The organism is Hylemonella sp. W303a (assembly GCF_046452315.1).
GTDB lineage: Bacteria > Pseudomonadota > Gammaproteobacteria > Burkholderiales > Burkholderiaceae_C > Hylemonella.
Genome location: NZ_JBKFDG010000003.1, coordinates 415941 through 432505 on the forward strand (window position 1 = coordinate 415941; position 16565 = coordinate 432505).

Annotated in this window: 15 protein-coding genes; 8 read left to right on the top strand and 7 right to left on the bottom strand. The window is 65.6% G+C overall.

Going from position 1 to position 16565, the window contains the following annotated elements; translation table 11 throughout:
• Positions 1 to 841: 841 nt before the first annotated feature.
• Positions 842 to 1180, bottom strand: a complete 339-nt coding sequence (locus ACLBKS_RS08200; protein ID WP_410192296.1) for a hypothetical protein — start codon at positions 1178 to 1180, stop codon at positions 842 to 844.
• 201 nt (positions 1181 to 1381) lie between these two features.
• On the opposite strand from ACLBKS_RS08200, the gene ACLBKS_RS08205 reads away from it, so the two are divergent.
• On the top strand, positions 1382 to 1846 hold the full coding sequence (locus ACLBKS_RS08205; RefSeq protein ID WP_410192297.1) for a RidA family protein: 465 nt from the start codon (positions 1382 to 1384) through the stop codon (positions 1844 to 1846).
• A 27-nt stretch (positions 1847 to 1873) separates the two neighbouring features.
• On the top strand, positions 1874 to 3331 hold the full coding sequence (locus ACLBKS_RS08210) for a PLP-dependent aminotransferase family protein (protein ID WP_410192298.1): 1458 nt from the start codon (positions 1874 to 1876) through the stop codon (positions 3329 to 3331).
• 273 nt (positions 3332 to 3604) lie between these two features.
• Here ACLBKS_RS08210 and ACLBKS_RS08215 read toward each other — a convergent pair whose 3' ends face one another.
• The 5 genes from ACLBKS_RS08215 to ACLBKS_RS08235 all read right to left on the bottom strand — a co-directional run bounded on the left by ACLBKS_RS08215 (position 3605) and on the right by ACLBKS_RS08235 (position 8671).
• Positions 3605 to 4336 (bottom strand): ABC transporter ATP-binding protein, encoded by a 732-nt coding sequence (locus ACLBKS_RS08215; protein ID WP_410192299.1) that lies wholly within the window; start codon positions 4334 to 4336, stop codon positions 3605 to 3607.
• A gap of 5 nt (positions 4337 to 4341) precedes the next feature.
• Positions 4342 to 5148 carry an ABC transporter ATP-binding protein gene (locus tag ACLBKS_RS08220; RefSeq protein ID WP_410192300.1) on the bottom strand — a complete coding sequence of 269 codons (807 nt, stop codon included), beginning with the start codon at positions 5146 to 5148 and terminating at the stop codon, positions 4342 to 4344.
• Positions 5145 to 6278 carry a branched-chain amino acid ABC transporter permease gene (locus ACLBKS_RS08225; protein ID WP_410192301.1) on the bottom strand — a complete coding sequence of 378 codons (1134 nt, stop codon included), beginning with the start codon at positions 6276 to 6278 and terminating at the stop codon, positions 5145 to 5147. Before ACLBKS_RS08225 ends, ACLBKS_RS08220 begins: the two co-directional genes overlap by 4 nt.
• 47 nt (positions 6279 to 6325) lie before the next feature.
• A complete protein-coding gene (locus ACLBKS_RS08230) occupies positions 6326 to 7246 on the bottom strand; it encodes a branched-chain amino acid ABC transporter permease (protein ID WP_410192302.1) in 921 nt (306 codons plus the stop codon).
• Between the two features lie 114 nt (positions 7247 to 7360).
• Positions 7361 to 8671, bottom strand: coding sequence for a replication-associated recombination protein A (locus ACLBKS_RS08235; RefSeq protein ID WP_410192303.1), 1311 nt, complete (start codon positions 8669 to 8671; stop codon positions 7361 to 7363).
• Positions 8672 to 8741: 70 nt separating this feature from the next.
• Here ACLBKS_RS08235 and ACLBKS_RS08240 point away from each other — a divergent pair, with 70 nt between their 5' ends.
• From ACLBKS_RS08240 to ACLBKS_RS08250, 3 genes are read left to right on the top strand one after another with little or no spacing between them, the layout of a single operon-like run.
• Positions 8742 to 9251 (top strand): DinB family protein, encoded by a 510-nt coding sequence (locus ACLBKS_RS08240; protein ID WP_410192304.1) that lies wholly within the window; start codon positions 8742 to 8744, stop codon positions 9249 to 9251.
• Positions 9248 to 9790: a GrpB family protein gene (locus ACLBKS_RS08245; protein ID WP_410192305.1), complete on the top strand. Its 543-nt coding sequence runs from the start codon at positions 9248 to 9250 to the stop codon at positions 9788 to 9790. Before ACLBKS_RS08240 ends, ACLBKS_RS08245 begins: the two co-directional genes overlap by 4 nt.
• A gap of 2 nt (positions 9791 to 9792) precedes the next feature.
• The gene (locus tag ACLBKS_RS08250) at positions 9793 to 10185 is read left to right on the top strand and encodes a DUF2784 domain-containing protein (RefSeq protein WP_410192306.1); all 393 of its coding nucleotides are present in this window, start codon (positions 9793 to 9795) and stop codon (positions 10183 to 10185) included.
• 157 nt (positions 10186 to 10342) lie between these two features.
• On the opposite strand, the gene ppc is transcribed toward ACLBKS_RS08250, so the two are convergent.
• Positions 10343 to 13234 carry a phosphoenolpyruvate carboxylase gene (gene ppc, locus ACLBKS_RS08255; RefSeq protein WP_410192307.1) on the bottom strand — a complete coding sequence of 964 codons (2892 nt, stop codon included), beginning with the start codon at positions 13232 to 13234 and terminating at the stop codon, positions 10343 to 10345.
• Between the two features lie 168 nt (positions 13235 to 13402).
• Here ppc and hemC point away from each other — a divergent pair, with 168 nt between their 5' ends.
• Genes hemC through ACLBKS_RS08270 form a run of 3 tightly spaced genes read left to right on the top strand, consistent with a single transcriptional unit; the run spans position 13403 to position 16516 of the window.
• Positions 13403 to 14374, top strand: coding sequence for a hydroxymethylbilane synthase (hemC, locus tag ACLBKS_RS08260; protein ID WP_410192308.1), 972 nt, complete (start codon positions 13403 to 13405; stop codon positions 14372 to 14374).
• A 38-nt stretch (positions 14375 to 14412) separates the two neighbouring features.
• Complete coding sequence (locus tag ACLBKS_RS08265) at positions 14413 to 15330, top strand: uroporphyrinogen-III synthase (RefSeq protein ID WP_410192309.1); 918 nt, start codon at positions 14413 to 14415, stop codon at positions 15328 to 15330.
• Positions 15331 to 15340: 10 nt separating this feature from the next.
• Positions 15341 to 16516: a uroporphyrinogen-III C-methyltransferase gene (locus ACLBKS_RS08270; protein WP_410192310.1), complete on the top strand. Its 1176-nt coding sequence runs from the start codon at positions 15341 to 15343 to the stop codon at positions 16514 to 16516.
• The last annotated feature ends 49 nt before the right edge of the window (positions 16517 to 16565 follow it).

The following is a 16565-nucleotide window of genomic DNA, read 5'->3' on the forward strand; positions in this document are numbered from 1 at the left end:
AAGCCAAGGTGGCCGTTCTTATCAAGGATCGAGGCACCTTTCTCGCTCGAATCCGTCGCGCGCTAGCGTTGATCCCTCAGGCGGAACCTACGCAGCTCGTGCACGGAAACGTGAAGTATGTGAACCCACGCGATCCCCCAGGAGTGGACTGGGCACTCCCGGAGCGTATTGCGTTGCGCAAGCCAGACTCCTTTCAATGGCAGAAGGAGTACCGAATCGCTGTGCCAATGGGTGACGCTTTCGCCGTGCAGAACGTGCAGCTGAGCCTGACCCCGCCCGAAGGGAATCGCCCGCCGAAACGTGTGAACCACCCAAAGCACAGTCTTCGATTAGGTAGCCTTAGGTCAATATGCAGGATTCAGCGACTCTGAAGGAGATGCCTAACACCTCATATATGTACTCCCTCTCAACTGCAAGACGCTGATTGAGTGGTGACCCACGGGCAAGGCGCCTGCAGCCATATATCTGGCAGCTGCGGTGTCATGGTGCATGAGCAATTCAGCTAGCTCATTTTGGTCGACCATGCACGGAGTACCTCGGCCTCGCCATGTCAACCACCACCGCACCGGGCCTGCCGCCCGCGCGCGATTTCGGGGATGGCGCTTCAGATGGGCCTGAAGCCGCAGCGCCGCAAGTGCGGCGCATCGTCCTCTGTTTTGCGGCATTGTGTTTGAACGGAGCGTCCACCTGACAAGGTGGGCGCGCAGTGAGTTATGCCGCAGCGGCTTCAGGCACGGCTGAAGCGCGGAGCCGAAGGCCATCCCCGCATGAGCGCGTGGGCGGCAGGCTCGGTGCGGTGGTCCTGATCAAACGCCCCTTCCTTGCCCAGCCAGCAGCAGGTTCATCTGCAGCGCAGAACCCCAAACCTTCCAGTCAACAGCTGCACCCAGCGCATCAGGCGGGTGAGGTGAGTCGTACGTACCGGCACAGAACGAGGCAACACCTGCACCCGCGCCGCAGAGCGGGCCACAACCTCGATCCACCCACCACGCTCCACCCAGTGCACATCCTCCGCATGCAGCGTGACCCGGGTGTTGAACACCGTCTCACCCAGCCAAGCGGGCGGCGACAGCAACTGAACCTGGCCCTCCACCACCCGCACCCAAGCCCCCGCGTCCACAGCCATGCGCAAGGACTGACCCGGTTCCAGGGCCGTGTATTCGGTGAGCGCTGCATCCATGAAAGCACCTCGTGAAGTGAGTGGGGGAGGGCTTCATCGTAGAAATCCGGGCGCGCAAAAAACAGGCACAGCGCCCAGGGAAGCACAACGCAACAGACGCGCCAGCGACCATCTGTTATGGTCTACCTGCCTGGAATCTGCATCTGTTTTTGGCGCGCCGCGCGCGGGAAGATCGCTCGCAGACTCATCACCTCCTAAGCCATGCCCGAATCCATCGAATCCCGCCTGAGCGCCTTGGGCCTCGTGCTTCCCGCTGTCACCGCAACACGGGGCAGCTTCAAACCCTATGTGATGTTCGGCAACACCCTCCACCTCTCCGGCAAGGGCGCGCCGTTGCGAGAGGGCGTGCAGCACGTCCCCAAGGTCGGGGCCGAGGTCTCGGTCGCCGAAGCGCAGGCGCACGCGCGGGACATCGCGCTGTACCTGCTGGCCGTGACACGGCAGGCCCTGGGTGACCTCGAGCGCATCCAGCAAGTCGTCAAGGTCTTTGGCATGGTCAATGCCACGCCCGACTTCACGCAACACACGGAAGTCATCAATGGCTGCTCGGACCTGCTCGTGCAAGTGCTTGGCGCCCGGGGCGAGCACGCCCGCTCGGCCATCGGTGTTGGCACTTTGCCCAAGGGTTTCGCGGTCGAGATCGAGGCCATCATCGAGTTCACGTGACCCCGTGAATCACCCCTGAAGCCCAGCATGGACACGCCGCCGCTCTACCGCAAGCTCGCAGCGCATTACCTGGACGCGATCCGCGCGGGTTCGCTCCAGCCCGGCGACAAGCTGCCGTCGCTGCGCGGCTTGATGCGCATGCATGGCATCAGCCTGTCCACCGCGCTGCAACTTTGCCGCGCCATGGAAAGCGAGGGCTGGGTCGAGGCGCGTGACCGCTCGGGTTATTTCGTCAAGCGCCCGCGCCGCCTCGCGATCGCCGCGATGGAGGAGCCCGTCACGAATGTCGCGCCCGACCCCGCGCAGTACGTTGGCATCCATTCCAAAGTGTCAGACTTCGTCGCGCGCCGCCGCCAGGACGAAGTGCGCATCGATTTCTCCAGCGCGCGCGGCGCGCCCGAGCTGTACCCTGGCGAGGCCTTGCGCGCCATCATGATGCGGCTGCTGCGCCAGAAGCCCGCGTTGCTCACCACCGCCACCCCCTCGCGCAGCCTCAACCCGCTGCGGGAAGCGGCCGCGCGGCGGGGTCTGCGCACGGGCATGACGCTGGCACCCCAGGAGGTACTGACGACCAACGGCTGCATCGAGGCGCTCAACCTCGCGCTGCGCGCTGTCGCTCAGCCCGGCGATACCGTCGCTGTTGAGTCACCTACCTTCTACGGTCTGCTGCAAGTGCTGGAAAGCCTGGGCATGCGCGCGCTCGAAATACCCACAAGTCCGCAAACAGGCCTGTCGATCGAAGCCCTGGACATGGCGCTGGGCGCCTACGACAACATCAAGGCCGTCGTCACCGTGCCGCACCTGCAGAACCCGCTGGGCAGCGTGATGCCCGACGCGCACAAGGAGCGGCTGGTCGCCCTGTGCGAGCGCCATGGCATTCCCTTGATCGAGGACGACACCTACAGCGAACTGCTGGACGTGGACACGCCGCCGCGCGCGATCAAGTCCTGGGACCGCACGGGCAACGTCATCCACTGCGCCTCGCTGCACAAAATCCTCGCGCCCGGCATGCGCCTGGGATGGATCTCGGCGGGCCGCTGGCACAGCCGGGTGGAGATGCTCAAGTTCACCCAATCCCGCAGCAACGAAGAACTGTCGCAGTCGGCGGCGGGTGAGTACATGAACACGGGCGATTACGACCGGCACCTGCGTCGTCTGCGCGAACACCTGCGGCAGCAGGCCGAACAGACGGCCGACGCGATCGCGGCGCATTTTCCGGCGGGCACGCGGCTGAACTATCCGCCGGGGGGCTTGCAGCTGTGGGTGGAGTTGCCGGATCGGCTCTCGTCGATGACCGTCTTCGACCGGGCGCTGCGCGACAAAATCTTCGTGGCGCCCGGGGCGCTGTTCTCGAACTCCTCGCGTTTCGACCACTACCTGCGCATCAATTGCGGTTGGCCGATCACCGACACGATCCAGGCCGCGCTGCGTCGGCTGGGTGAAATCGTGGGGGAGTGTGCCTCGGTGTCGCGCAAGGCGGCGTGAAGAGGGAGAGGTTGGAGAGCGGATCGGGTTTGCCGATCGGGCGCGATTTCGGGGATGGCGATTCAGACGAGCATGAAGCCGCAGCGCCGCAAGTGCGGCGCATCGTCCTCTGATTTGCGGCATCGTGTTTGAACGGAGCGCTCACCTGACAAGGTGGGCGCGCAGTGAGTTATGCCGCAGCGGCTTCAGGCACGGCTGAAGCGCGGAGCCGAAGGCCATCCCCGCATGAGCGCGCGGGCGGCAAGCCCGAGCCGCTCGCGCGGGAGCCAGCTGTCAACCTTCGCCGAGGTAAGCGGCGCGCACCGCCGGATCGTGCAGCAACTGGTCGGCCGGGCCGGACAGGCTGATCAGGCCGCTTTCCATCACGTAGCCGCGGTCCGCGATGGACAGGGCGCGGCTGGCGTTCTGTTCGACCAGCAGCACCGTGACGCCTTGGCTGGAAACCTCGTTCACGACCTCGAAGATTTTGTCCACCATGATGGGGGACAGACCCATCGAGGGTTCGTCCAGCAGCAGCACCTGCGGGCGGCTCATCAGCGCGCGGCCCATGGCCAGCATCTGCTGTTCACCGCCCGAGAGCGTGCCAGCGAGCTGCTGGTGACGTTCCTTCAGACGCGGGAACAGGCCGTACATGCGCTCCATGTCCGCGCCGATGCGGTCCTTGTCGTCGTGCACGTAGGCGCCCATCATCAGGTTCTCGGCGATGGTCATGCGCGTGAAGATGCCGCGACCTTCGGGCACCATGGCCAGGCCTTGGCGCACCAGGTCCCAGGGGCCCTGACCGCGGATGCTCTTGCCCATGTAGCTGATCGTGCCGCCGCAGGGCAGGCCGCCGGTGATGGCCTTCATGGTGCTGGTCTTGCCCGCGCCGTTGGAGCCGATCAGGCTGACGAGTTCGCCGCGTCGCACTTCGAAATCCACACCCTTGACAGCCTGGATGCCGCCGTAAGCCACGGTCAGGCCGCTGACTTGCAGCAGTACTTCGTTTTGTTTCGTGTCGCTCATGATGTTTATGCGGCGGTGGCTTCGGCGGCCGTCTTGGCGCCGCCGTGGCCCAGATAGGCCTCGATCACTTTTCCATTCTTCTGCACTTCGGCGGGTGTGCCCTCGGCGATGCGGCGGCCATAGTCGAGCACGGTCACGCGGTTGCACAGGCCCATGACGAGCTTCACATCGTGTTCGATCAGCAGCACGGTCACGCCGTCCTTGCTGATGCGCTCGATCAAGGCGCGCAGTTCCACCTTCTCGGTGGCGTTCATCCCGGCGGCGGGTTCGTCCAGCGCCAGCAGCTTGGGCTCCGTGGCCAGGGCGCGGGCGATTTCGAGGCGGCGCTGGTCACCGTAGGACAGCGTGCGTGCCTTGTAGTCGGCGAACTGGCCGATGCCCACGTAGTCCAACAGCTCTTGCGCGCGCTTGGCGATCGCGGCTTCTTCCTGCTTGAAGGCCTTGGAGCGCAGGATGGCGCCCAGCAGGCCGGAGCGAGAGCGGATGTGTCGGCCGACCATCACGTTCTCCAGCGCGGTCATGTCGGCGAAGAGGCGGATGTTCTGGAAGGTGCGTGCAATGCCTGCCTTGGCCACGTCGTGCACCGCCGTGGGCTTGTAGGAGACGCCGCCCAGCACGAACTCGCCGCTGTCGGGCGTGTACAGCCCAGTGATGACGTTGAAGAAGGTTGTCTTGCCCGCGCCGTTGGGGCCAATCAGGCCATAGACCTGGCCGCGTTCGATCGACAGGCTGACGTCGTTCAGGGCTTGCAGGCCGCCAAAGCGCTTGGACACGCCGGTGACGAACAGCAGGGTTTCCTTGTTCTGGCTCATGCTGCGCTCTCCTGGGCCGATGCCGTCTTCTTGCCTTCCGATGTCTTGCGGGATTTGCCGTGTTCCGGCGAAGGCCACAGGCCGCGCGGACGCAACAGCATGATGATGATCATGGCCAGTGCGATCAGCAGCTGGCGCAGGATGGACGAATCGAGGCGACCGTCCGTCATGGCCTGCAGCGGACCCGCCACATAGCGCAGCATTTCAGGCAGGGACGCCAGCAGCACGGCGCCCAACACCACGCCGGGCAGGTGACCGATGCCGCCCAGCACCACCATGGCCACGATCATCACCGACTCCATCAGGCTGAATGATTCCGGTGAGATGAAGCCCTGGAAAGCCGCGAACATGGCGCCAGAGACACCCCCAAAGGTGGCGCCCATGGCGAAGGCCAGCAGCTTCATGTTGCGCGTGTTGATGCCCATGGCCTTGGCGGCGGTTTCATCCTCGCGGATGGCCATCCAAGCGCGGCCGATGCGCGACAGCTCCAGGCGATGGCAGATGATGACGCTCACCACCACCAGCACGAGGAAGAGGTAGTAGTACATCACCACCGGTGTGACGGTGTAACCAAAGAAGTCCCAGCGCTGGCCCAGGCTGAAACCGAAGAAGTGGATCGGATCAATCTGGCTGATGCCCTTGGGGCCGTTCGTGATGTTGTAAGGATGGTCCAGGTTGTTCATGAACACCCGGATGATTTCGCCGAAGCCCAGCGTCACGATGGCGAGGTAGTCGCCGCGTAGCTTGAGCGTGGGCGCGCCCAGCAGGATGCCGAAGATCCCCGCCAGCGCGGCTGCCATCGGGATGACCACCCACAGTGGCATGTGCACGCCATTCGGGAAGAGTGCCGCGAAGGTCGGGAAGTGGTCCGACAGGTGCGGTGAGGCCAGCAGGCCAAACATGTAGGCGCCGACCGCGAAGAAGGCGACGAAACCCAGGTCCAGCAGACCGGCGTAGCCGACCACGATGTTCAGGCCCAGGGCCAGCAGAACGAAAAGCAGCGCCATGTCGGCGATGCGCACCCAAGCGCTGCCGAAGCCTTGCAGCAGGATGGGCAGCACCAGCAAGCCCACGGCCGCGAGCAGGATGCCGATGAGGCGCTGCCGGTTGGTCATTTGAGAGAAATTCATAGGAGCGTTTCTTTGATCAGGCTCTTAAATCAAGCGGTGCGTCCGGCTCAGGCACGGTCCGCGACGCGTTCACCCAGCAGGCCGGACGGACGCAGCGTCAGCACGACGATGAGCACGGCGAAGGCGAAGATGTCCACGTAGTGGCTGCCCAGCACGCCTCCCGTGAAGTCACCGATGTAGCCCGCGCCGATGGATTCGATCAATCCGAGCAAGATGCCACCGACCACGGCACCCGCCAGGTTGCCGATGCCGCCCAGCACGGCGGCCGTGAAGGCCTTGATGCCGGGAATGAAACCCATGGCGTGCTGCACGGTGCCGTAATTGCTGGCCCACATCACCCCGGCCAGGGCCGCCAGCATGGCGCCGATGACGAAGGTCGCGGAGATCACGCGGTTGGGCTGCACGCCCATCAGCGCGGCCACGCGCTGGTTCTCGGCGGTCGCGCGCATCGCGCGACCCAGCTTGGTGCCGTGCACCAGCCACACCAGACCGGCCAAGGTCAGCGCCGTCACGACGAGGATCATGATCTGCGTGGGCGTGATGCTGGCGCCACCGAGCGAGATCGGCTCGCTGGGCAGCAGCGTCGGGTAGGACTTGTAGTTCGGCTTCCAGATGATCATGGCCAGCGTCTGCAGCAAGATGGACATGCCGATGGCCGTGATCAGCGGCGCCAGGCGCGGGCTGTTGCGCAGAGGCCGGTAAGCCACGCGCTCAATGGTGTAGTTGAGGACGGCGGCGACCAGGCAGGCGACGACCAGCGCCACCAGCAGCACCAACCAGGGCGGCAGCAGGGGCTGAATGAAGCCGATGACCGTCCAGCTCACGAGTGCGCCCACCATCAGCACTTCCCCGTGGGCGAAGTTGATGAGGCCGATGATGCCGTACACCATGGTGTAACCCAGGGCGACGAGGGCATACATGCTGCCCAGCACCAGTCCGTTGATGATCTGTTGAAAGAAAATATCCATAGAAAAGCAGGCCTCGGGGTTTTGCGCCAAGGTGGTTGCAAGCTTTATGCCACTTGTGGCGGCGGGGGGGATGAAAAGCGTTCGCGCGCGTCAGTCGCCACCCTGGGGCGGCCGTCAGCGGCGCTGAGCGCTCTGCTCGTTCAGCGCGCGTAATTGGCGCAGCTTTTCAGCGATTTTAATCTCCAAACCACGTTCCACTGGCTCATAGAAACCCGGCTGTGCCATTCCTTCAGGCAAATACTGTTCCCCCGCGGCGAAGGCGTTCTCTTCGTCATGGGCATAGCGGTAACCCTTGCCGTAGTCCAACTCTTTCATCAATGTCGTCGGCGCGTTGCGCAGATGCAGTGGAACGGGACGCGTGCCGTCCTTCTTGATGAAGGCTTGTGCGGCCTTGTAGGCTTTGTAGACCGCGTTGCTCTTGGGCGCCATGGCGAGGTAGATCACCGCTTCAGCCAGGGCCAGTTCACCCTCGGGCGAGCCTAGGCGTTCGTAGACTTCCGCCGCGTCGAGCGCCAAGCGCAGGGCGCGCGGGTCGGCCAGTCCGATGTCTTCGGCGGCCATGCGCACGAAACGCCGCGCCATGTAGCGCGGGTCCGCGCCGCCATCCAGCATGCGCACAAACCAGTAGAGCGCCGCATCTGGATCGCTGCCGCGCACGCTTTTGTGCAGGGCACTGATGGTGTCGTAGAACTGCTCGCCACCCTTGTCGTAGCGGCGCATGCGTTCGCCCAGCACCTTGAGCAGCCATTCATCACGGATCTGTTCCTGCTTTTGCTGTCGGGCCGCAACGCTCAGCGTCTCCAGCGTGTTCAGCAGTCGGCGCGCATCGCCATCGGCGTAGGCGATCAATCGGTCCAACGCGGCGTCCTCCAGGGGGGGGACGGCGTCGATGTCACGGGCGCGCTGCACGATCTGCTTCAGGTCGTCCTCGGTCAGCGCCTGCAGCACGTACACGGCCGCACGCGACAGCAGGGCGGAATTGACCTCGAAGGAGGGGTTCTCCGTCGTCGCGCCGATGAAGGTGAACAGGCCGCTTTCCACGTGCGGCAGGAAGGCGTCTTGCTGGCTTTTATTGAAGCGGTGCACCTCGTCCACGAAAACGATGGTGCGCTGCTGTTGCAGGCCGTCGCGCGCGGCCTCGGCCAACTCCACCGCTTCGCGGATGTCCTTCACACCGCCCAGCACCGCGCTGATGCTGATGAACTGGGCACCAAAGGCATCGGCCATCAGCCGCGCGATCGTGGTCTTACCCGTGCCCGGCGGCCCCCACAGGATGCAGCTGTGCGGCTGGCCCGATTCGAAGGCGATGCGCAGCGGCATGCCTTCGCCCAGTAACTGTCGCTGGCCGATCACCTCGCCCAGTGTGTGGGGCCGCAGGCGTTCGGCCAGGGGTTGGTGGGGCGGACTCAGGGGCGCTTTGGACATGACCGGTGGATTTTAGGTGGCGCCTGTGCGTGTGTTTGGCATGATGCAAGCTTTCATCGGCTGCACGCTCATGTCTGCCATCAGGACCATCCAGCTGCTCATGCGCTACAACGCATGGGCCAACCGTCGCCTCTTCGACTTGTTGGGCTCTCTGCCGGAGGGCGAGGCGAGTGCCAGGAGGGTCACCGGTTTTGGCAGCATGGTGAACACCCTCAACCATGCCTACGTCGTCGACCTGATTTGGAAGGCGCACCTCGAGCACAAACCTCACGGATTCACGAGCCGAATCACGGAGGTCGAGCCCACGCTGGCCGAATTGCGCAGCGCGCAAGCCGAGATGGATCAGTGGTACATCCACTATGCCTTGGCCTTGACAGAGCCTATGCACGACGAGTCCGTGCAGTTCAAGTTCGTTGATGGCGGCTCGGGCGTCATGACCCGTGGCGAAATGCTGTTGCATGTGGTCAACCACAAGACCTATCACCGTGGCTATGTCGCGGATCTCCTGTACCAAATCGGCTCGCGTCCGCCGGTGATGGACCTGCCCGTTTTCCTGCGCGATGGCGGGGCGAGCCAGTGAACGCGCAGCCATCTCTGTGGGTGGCGATCCACGAGGAAGTGAAGCTGCAACCCCATGACCCCTTGTGGCCCCAGTTATACGCTGCCGAGCGGGAGCGCCTGCTGTCGATGCTGCCCGACGTGTTCATCGACGTGCAGCACATCGGCAGCACCGCAGTGGACGGCCTGGTGGCCAAGCCCATCATCGATATCCTGGCCGGCGTGGCGTCCATGGCGGTGGCTGAATCCGTCATCGCGCCTCTGTGCGCTTCTGGCTACACCACTTCGGCCGAATTCAACGCAACGCTGCGCGATCGCAAATGGCTGATGCGCTGGGCCGATGGCCGCCGCACGCACCATCTCCATGTGGTCGTCCACGATGGCCAGGCTTGGCGTGAACGGCTGCGCTTTCGGGATGCGCTGCGTACCAGCCCGGCGCTCGCGGTGCGTTACGCAGAGCTCAAGGCCGCAGCCGCCATGCAGCACCCCAAGGACAGAGAGGCCTATACCGAAGCCAAGACCGGGTTCGTCCTCAGTGTGGTGGGGTCGTCTGGGCCGTGACGATGGCGTTGCCGTATCAAGCCCTGGCTGACGTGGTGCTGGTGCTCCACTTTGGCGTCGTCCTTTTCGTCGTGGGGGGTCTGCTGCTCGTCCTCGTGGGCAACGCATTGGGCTGGCGCTGGGTCAATGCCTTTGGGTTTCGCCTTGCGCACCTTGTCGCCATCGGGATCGTGGTCGCGCTGTCGTGGCTGGGGGAGGTCTGTCCGCTCACGGTGCTGGAGTCCTGGCTGCGCGTCCAGGCTGGCGCCTCCGGGTACAGCAAAAGCTTTGTTGAACACTGGGTTCAGGCCCTGCTTTACTACGAAGCGCCGTTCGAAGTCTTCGTTTTGGCGTACACGCTGTTTGGCGTCGCGGTGCTTTTGTGCTGGTGGCGCTTTCCACCTCGGCGCGCATGAACTCGGGCCCGGAGCGTCGCCAAGGAAGGCGCTAAAGGGCTACGGACTCCGCGTTGCAGACGCTCACGCGTCCACACTCTGTTGCCTGGTCACGCCAATTCATCGCCGTTGAAAAATCAGTGTGAACAAGCCCTGGTTCGCGCGATACCTCAAACAATCAGCCCGTGTTGCGCAAACCCGCCGCGATCCCGTTGATGGAGATGTGGATGCCACGCCGCAGGCGGTCCAGGGTGTGGGGATCGTCGGCCTTGCCGGCGCGGTGGCGGCGCATCAGCTCGACCTGCAAGTGGTGCAGCGGGTCGATGTAGGGCAGGCGGTGGTGGATCGAGCGTTGCAGCGCCGGGTTGGCGGCCAAGCGCACCTTGTCGCCGGTGAGCAGGCTCAGGGCCTCGGCGGTGCGGTGCCACTCGGCTTCGATCTGCGCGTAGATCTTGCGGCGCAGGGGCGCGTCGACCAGTCCGGCATAACGTGATCCCAAGGCCAGGTCGCTCTTGGCCAGGGCCATGTCCATGTTGGACAGCAGGGTCCGCAGGAAGGGCCATTCGCGCGCCATCTTGCGCAGCAGGGACAACCGGGTCTTGCGCGCGTTCGCGCCGCCAGCATCGAGGTAGGTTGTCACGGCGGAGCCAAAGCCGTACCAGCCCGGCAGGTTGATGCGGCTCTGGCCCCAGCTGAAGCCCCAGGGAATGGCGCGCAGGTCTTCGATCTTCTGCGTGGCCTTGCGGGAGGTCGGGCGCGAGCCGATGTTGAGTTCCGCGATCTCGCGGATGGGCGTGGCGCTGAAGAAGTAATCGGCGAAGTCCGGGGTTTCGTAGACCAGCTTGCGGTACGCCGTCATGCTGGCGTGTGACAGTTCTTCCGCCGCTCGCAGCCAAGCGGGGGCTGCGGCTTCGGTGGGTTGCAGCAAGGTGGCTTCCAGCGTGGCCGCCACCAGGGTTTCGAGGTTGCGTCGGCCGATCAATGGGTTGGCGTACTTGGAGGCGATCACCTCGCCCTGCTCGGTCAGCCGGATCTGGCCGCGTACCGTGCCCGGAGGCTGGGCCAGGATGGCCTGGTAGCTCGGGCCACCGCCGCGGCCCACCGTGCCACCTCGCCCATGAAAAAGGCGCATCTTCACTTGGGGTCTGTTGGCCCCCACGCTTCCCGCTGCGCGGGGTGCGCTGCCTCCCGAGGGGGAGCTCACGCCGTGGGACAGCCCTGCGGCGTTCATGCCATCGAACAGCGCGGCCAGCTCGGTCTCGGCGCGGTACAGCTCCCAGTTGCTGGTGAAGATGCCGCCGTCCTTATTGCTGTCGGAGTAGCCCAGCATGATGTCCTGCTCGCCGCCGCGTTCCACCATGGCGGTGATGCCGGGCAGGGCGTAGTAGTCGCGCATGATGGGCGCGGCGTTGCGCAGGTCCTCGATGGTTTCGAACAGGGGCACGGTGATCAGACCCGCCGTGCAGTCCGCGTCGTCGAGGGTGCCGCCGAGCCTGCCTTGCAGCAGTCCCACTTCCTTCTGCAGCAGCAGCACCTCCAGCAAGTCGCTCACGGTTTCGGTGTGGCTGATGATGTAGTGCCGGATGGCCTCGGCGCCATAGCGCTCACGCAGGGTGCGCGCGCTCTCGAAGACCGCCAGCTCGCTCTGGGTCCAGTCACTGTAGCGCGCGCCAACCACGCGCAGCGGCCGGGCCTCATTCAACAGGCCCAGCAACAGGCTGCGCTTCGCGTCCTCGGTCAACGCGGCGTAGTGGGGCTCGATGCGCGCCACGCGCAGCAGTTCGGCGATGACTTCCTCGTGCTTGTCCGAGCTTTGGCGCAAGTCCAGTGTGGCGAGATGGAAACCAAAGACTTGCACGGCGCGGATCAGCGGGCGCAGGCGTGTCTGGGCCAAGGGCACGCCATGGCGCTCGGCCAGGGAATCGTCGACGGTGCGCAGGTCGGCCAGCAGCTCGTCCGCGCGGGTGTAGGCAGGGCGTTCCGCAAGGGCCATGCGCGGGGCCTCAGCACCAGCGTGGGTCCGCAGGGTACCGGCCAAGCGGGCATAGATGTGCACCAGCGCGCGGCGGTAGGGTTCGTCCTGACGGTGTTCGCTTTGGTCGGGCGAGGCGTCAGCCAGGGCGCGCAGCGCGGGGCTGCAACCCACCAGCCGTTCGGACACGGAAAGCTCCGTGCCCAGCAGATGCACCTCGTGCAGGTAGTGCCGCAGGGCGACCTCGGACTGGCGCATCAAAGCCTGTTCCATGGTCTTCGCGGTGACGTAGGGGTTGCCGTCGCGGTCCCCGCCGATCCAATGCCCCATGCGCAGGAAGTCGTGCACGGGCGCGCCCAGTGCCTCCTCAAGTTGGGTGTAGATGGCCGGAATCTCGCGCAGGAAGGTCGGCTCGTAGTAGCTGAGCGCGTTGTCGATTTCATCGGCCACCGCCAACTTGCTGCCGCGCACCAGGCGCGTTTGCCAGAGCTGCAGCACGCGGGCGCGCAACTGGGCTTCGTTGGCTGCAAGCTCGCGCGGGGTGAGTTTGTCCCGGCGCGGGTCCACGCCGGCGGCGCGGGCCTTGATTTCATCGCGTTGCGCCAGCAGGTGGGCGATCGTGCGTTCCGCGTCCAGGATGCTCTTGCGCTGCACCTCGGTGGGGTGGGCCGTCAGTACTGGGGAGAGATAGCTCTGTGCCAGGGTGTCGGCGATCTCGGTCTTCGCGATGCCCGCGTCGCTCAAGCGGGTCAGCGCTGCGGCGATGCTGTCTTCCTCGGTCTCGCCCGCGCGTTCGCGGCCCGCGTGCAGCCGGATTTGGTGCCGGTCTTCGGCCAGGTTGACCAAATGGCTGAAGTAGGTGAAGGCACGGATCACGCTGACGGTTTGCTCATCGCTCAGGCGTTTGAGCAGCTTGTTCAACTGCTGGCCTGCTTCGGCATCGGCGTCCAGGCGGAAGGCGACGGAGAGCTTGCGGATCTGTTCGATCAGTTCGTAGGCACTGTTGCCTTCCTGGTCCCGGATCACGTCGCCCAGAACGCGGCCCAGCAAGCGGGTGTCTTCGATCAAAGCCTGTTCTTCGTCTCGTGTTTTGTGCATGTTCCGCGCTCGGGTCAGGTGTCGCATGCATGCTAGCATCGCCAGCCGCTCGGCCCCGCCGAAGCGAGCCCCGCTCAGCGAATAACGCTCATGTTCGCGGCGAATAAATCCGATCCTCTCGCTGCTTTTTCTGCTCCCGTTTCCCAGGCCTTGACGCCCTTTGATCCGATGTCCATGAATCTCACCATCGCCACCCGTGAAAGCCGTCTCGCTCTGTGGCAAGCCGAGCATGTGCAAGGCTTGCTGCGCCAGCAGGGCCACGCGGTGACGCTGCTGGGCATGACCACCCAGGGCGATCAAATCCTGGATCGTGCCTTGAGCAAGGTGGGTGGCAAGGGCCTCTTCGTTAAGGAGCTGGAAGTCGCCTTGGACGAAGGCCGCGCCGATCTGGCCGTGCACTCGCTCAAGGACGTGCCCATGGAACTGCCCGAGGGCTTCGTCTTGGCCGCCGTGCTCGAACGTGAGGACGAGCGCGATGCCTGGGTCTCGCCCCACTGCGCTGGGCTGGCCGATCTGCCCAGCGGTGCCATCGTGGGCACGTCCAGCCTGCGCCGCGTGGTGCTGCTGCGTGAGGCCCTGCGTGCCCTGGGGCGCGACGATGTGCGTATCGAACCGTTGCGCGGCAATCTGGATACGCGCCTGCGCAAGCTGGACGAGGGGCAATACCACGCCATCGTGCTGGCCGCCGCGGGGCTCAAGCGCCTGGGCCTGGCAGCGCGTATCGGCAAGATTTTCACGCCAGACGAGATGTTGCCCGCCGCCGGGCAGGGCGCGTTGGGCATCGAGATCAAGAACGGCGCCACGGCGCAGACCGCCGCGCTGCAACAGACCCTGTCCGCGCTGGTGCACCAGCCCACCTGGTTGCGCGTCGCCGCCGAACGCGCTGTCAGCCGCGCCATGGGTGGCAGCTGCTCGATGCCCTTGGCTGCGCACGCGGCCTTTGTGAGTGCCCCCGCGTCCGATGGCGGCGCCCTGCGCTTGCGCGCCGCCTGGGGTGACGTGGAAGGGCGCCTGCCTCTGGTGCACGTGGAAGACGAAGCAATCGTGCAGGGCCTGCACGATGCCGAGGCCCTGGGCCTGCGGGTGTCCCGCCAACTGCAAGAAGCGGTGCGTCGAGCCGGCGGCACTTTGCAGTCCTGAGCCCTGAATCCTGAGTCCGCCTGAGCCGGAACCCTCCGATGCGTGTCATCGTCACCCGCCCCGCCCGTGACGCCCAGCAGTGGGTAGACGCCCTGCGGCACACGGGATGGCAGGCGCAAGCGCTGCCTTTGATCGAGATCGCGTCCGCCCCCAACCCGGATGCTGTGCAGCGCGCTTGGGCGCAACTGGAGGCCGATGCCCAGCGTTGGCAGGCACTGATGTTCGTGAGCGCGAACGCCGTCGAGGGCTTCTGCGCTGCGCGTGTGGGGTTGGCGCAGCCGCTGATGAGTGGGCACCATGTAGACGGGTTTCATGCGGACCGGCCTCAAGCTTGGGCGACCGGGCCGGGCACGGCCCGTGCCTTGGTGGCGATGGGCTGGTCGGCTGATCGCATCGTCGCTCCGTCGGAGGATGCGCCACAGTTCGATTCAGAAGCCCTTTGGGAACGGGTCGCGCGGCGGGTGGACGCGAACTCGCGGGTGCTGATCGTGCGCGGCGCCGACGCGCTGGACGGGCCTGACACGCCTGACGCAACGGTCATGAGCCCCCAAGCCAGCGGTGGCCCTGCCGACCGAGCTCGCCTGGATTCCCCTGTCGCCGGTGTCGGACGCGACTGGTTCGCGCAACGGCTGCGCCAGGCGGGCGCGCAGGTGGATTTCCTCGTGAGTTACCAGCGCCGCGCGCCCCGTTGGGCGGCGGACTCCGCGCCACTGTCCCAGGCCCGCGCGGCGGCGCGAGACGGCACAGTCTGGTTGTTCAGCAGCAGCGAGGCCCTGCGCAACCTGCGCATGCTGCTGCCCGATGAAGATTGGCGGGCCGCTCGCGCGTTGGTGACGCATGAGCGGATCGCGCGGGCCGCGCGTGAGACCGGCTTTGGCGATATCGAGATTTCCAGACCGGCTTTGACCGACGTGCGCGAGGCCTTGACGGCCCTCGCGCGGCGGGCGCCTCGATAGAATCGTTGCGATGAGCACCACGCCCCAGCCCACCGGTTCCGAGTTCTCGCCCAGCGCCCCCCCCGACACCCGTTTGCCGCAGGGGGGCACGTTTTCCCCCGCTGCAGCCACGCCCAGGCCCGCGCGCTGGCCGGTCTGGCTGCTGGCGGGCTTGACCGTCTTGGCTTTGCTGCTCGTGCTCCTGCTGGGCGTGCGACTGCACATCACCGCGGACCAGCTCGCGCGCCAAGCCTCCGATGCCTTGTCGGTGGCCACGGAGGCGCGTGCGCTGGCCCAGCAAGGCCATGTGCGTGAGCAAGACCTGACCGCGCGCCAAGCCGTGCTCGATGCCCGTCTGAGCGACACGGCGCTGCAGCGCAGCCAGCTCGAGTCTCTGATGCAGAGTCTCTCCCGCTCGCGCGATGAACACCTGCTGGCCGACGTCGAGTCCACGCTGCGTCTGGCCCAGGAGTACACGCAGATGAGCGGCGGCGCTCAGCCCATGGTGGCTGCGCTGCGCTCCCTGCAGCGGCGCTTGCAGTCCGCCTCGCCCCGGTTGGCTCCCATTCAGCGCGCTGTCGCGCAGGATCTGGCGCGCATCGAGTCCTCCTCTTACTTGGACACGCCAGCGCTGCTTGCCCGGCTGAATGAACTGCTGCGCCTGGCGCCCGAGTTGCCCTTGGCCAACGCCCACGACCCGGCGCGCCCCAGTGGCGCCCCGGCCAGTTCTGCGACGAACTCGGCGCTCAAACCTCCAAAAACCGCGTCCACGGCCACATCCACATCGCGGGAGGGCACCGCGGCCACCACGACGGACGACGCCAGCGCCAGCTGGACCGACAAATTGCAGGCCTGGTGGCTGCGGCAATGGGCCTACGCGTCGCAAACGCTCGCTGGCTTGGTGCGCGTGAGCCGCATCGATGGGCCGGAGGCCGCTTTGCTGGCGCCGGACCAAGCCTTTTTCCTGCGTGAGAACCTCCAGTTGCTCCTGCTCAACGCACGCCAGGCTTTGCTGGCGCGTCAGCCGGAGGCCGCGCGCACGGACCTGCTGCGGGTCGAGTCACTGCTGAGGAAGTATTTCAGTCCGGACGCCGGCGCCACCCGCGAGGCGCTGGAGCTGCTGCGCGGTGTCCAGATGCAGGTGCAGAACCTGAAGTTGCCGCGTCCAGACGCGACGCTGGCGGCCTTGGCCGCCGTGATGCCGTGACACGCGTGTTCAGCAGTGCTGTTGGGGCCATGAGGGAGAAGGTCGAGTG

What these genes read in the sequence shown, in the direction of transcription:
- ACLBKS_RS08200 (WP_410192296.1), bottom strand. Translation starts at nt 1,180, where the DNA reads ATGGATGCAGCGCTCACCGAATACACGGCCCTGGAACCGGGTCAGTCC.
- ACLBKS_RS08205 (WP_410192297.1), top strand. Translation starts at nt 1,382, where the DNA reads ATGCCCGAATCCATCGAATCCCGCCTGAGCGCCTTGGGCCTCGTGCTT.
- ACLBKS_RS08210 (WP_410192298.1), top strand. Translation starts at nt 1,874, where the DNA reads ATGGACACGCCGCCGCTCTACCGCAAGCTCGCAGCGCATTACCTGGAC.
- ACLBKS_RS08215 (WP_410192299.1), bottom strand. Translation starts at nt 4,336, where the DNA reads ATGAGCGACACGAAACAAAACGAAGTACTGCTGCAAGTCAGCGGCCTG.
- ACLBKS_RS08220 (WP_410192300.1), bottom strand. Translation starts at nt 5,148, where the DNA reads ATGAGCCAGAACAAGGAAACCCTGCTGTTCGTCACCGGCGTGTCCAAG.
- ACLBKS_RS08225 (WP_410192301.1), bottom strand. Translation starts at nt 6,278, where the DNA reads ATGAATTTCTCTCAAATGACCAACCGGCAGCGCCTCATCGGCATCCTG.
- ACLBKS_RS08230 (WP_410192302.1), bottom strand. Translation starts at nt 7,246, where the DNA reads ATGGATATTTTCTTTCAACAGATCATCAACGGACTGGTGCTGGGCAGC.
- ACLBKS_RS08235 (WP_410192303.1), bottom strand. Translation starts at nt 8,671, where the DNA reads ATGTCCAAAGCGCCCCTGAGTCCGCCCCACCAACCCCTGGCCGAACGC.
- ACLBKS_RS08240 (WP_410192304.1), top strand. Translation starts at nt 8,742, where the DNA reads ATGTCTGCCATCAGGACCATCCAGCTGCTCATGCGCTACAACGCATGG.
- ACLBKS_RS08250 (WP_410192306.1), top strand. Translation starts at nt 9,793, where the DNA reads ATGGCGTTGCCGTATCAAGCCCTGGCTGACGTGGTGCTGGTGCTCCAC.
- ppc (WP_410192307.1), bottom strand. Translation starts at nt 13,234, where the DNA reads ATGCACAAAACACGAGACGAAGAACAGGCTTTGATCGAAGACACCCGC.
- hemC (WP_410192308.1), top strand. Translation starts at nt 13,403, where the DNA reads ATGTCCATGAATCTCACCATCGCCACCCGTGAAAGCCGTCTCGCTCTG.
- ACLBKS_RS08265 (WP_410192309.1), top strand. Translation starts at nt 14,413, where the DNA reads ATGCGTGTCATCGTCACCCGCCCCGCCCGTGACGCCCAGCAGTGGGTA.
- ACLBKS_RS08270 (WP_410192310.1), top strand. Translation starts at nt 15,341, where the DNA reads ATGAGCACCACGCCCCAGCCCACCGGTTCCGAGTTCTCGCCCAGCGCC.